Raw genomic sequence first — 938 nt, forward strand, 5'->3', positions numbered from 1 at the left:
CGACCGCCGTCGCGGCCGAGGTGCTCGCCACGGCGAGGCGCTTGCGCCGCCGCCGGACCCGGCCACCGCGCTCGATCACGTCGGCGGCTTCGAGGCGCATCGGCGGCTGCGCGCCACCGGCCGCGCTCGTCAGGTACGCGCGGACGTCGTCTTCGGGGTCCATGTTCGTCACCTCCCCTCCGTGGGTGCGCTGAAGGTCAGCGCGTAGTGCGGGCCGAGCCGGTTGCGCAGCGTCGCCAGGCCGCGGGAGGCCTGGCTCTTCACCGTGCCGGTGCTGCAGCCGAGCGCCTTCGCCGTCTCCTCGACGCTCAGGTCCTCGAAGTACCGCAGCACCAGCACGGCGCGCTGCTTCGGAGCCAATACGGCCAGAGCTTGCCGGACGAGTCCGTCCTGGTCGCTCGCGGCCGGTTCCGCCGGCAGCTCCGGCGGGGTGTCGGTGAGCCGCTCCCGCTTCCACCTGCTGCGCCGGTGCTCGGCGAGGAACGTGCGGAGCACGACCTTGCGGGCGTAGGCGTCCAAGGCGTCGTGGCGCGACAGCCTCGGCCAGGCGAGGTACAGCTTGAGCAGCGCGGCCTGCGTGAGGTCCTCGGCCTGGTGCCAGTCCCCGCAGAGCAGGAAGGCGGTCGAGCGCAGGCTGTGCGCGCGCTCGCCGAAGTACCGGGCGAACTCGCCGTCCCACGGCGAGCCCGGCCCGGTCGACGGACGGGAGCGGGAGATCACCGAGCTACCCGTTACCGATCCGGCCGAAAGCAGGCCCGGCCGCGAACGGCACGCGACCGGCGCTACGGGCCGGTTCGGCCGTGGCTGTGGCCGGATCGGTAACCAATGTCACAGCACTCCGATGGCCGGCAGGTGCAGGTCACCGGTCGGGCCGGCCGGCACGGCACGCGGCACGCGCTGGGCCGGACCCGTGCGCGGGGCGCGGGTCGTCTCGCGCG

1 protein-coding gene is annotated in these 938 nt (G+C 74.3%); it reads right to left on the reverse strand.

The annotated features are described in order from the left end of the window. Window positions 1-168: 168 nt before the first annotated feature. A complete protein-coding gene (locus G3I65_RS38590; RefSeq protein WP_125305822.1) occupies window positions 169-720 on the reverse strand; it encodes a SigE family RNA polymerase sigma factor in 552 nt (183 codons plus the stop codon). Window positions 721-938: the final 218 nt, after the last annotated feature.

Origin of the sequence: Amycolatopsis sp. SID8362 (genome assembly GCF_010550475.1) — a bacterium.
Lineage (GTDB): Bacteria > Actinomycetota > Actinomycetes > Mycobacteriales > Pseudonocardiaceae > Amycolatopsis > Amycolatopsis eburnea.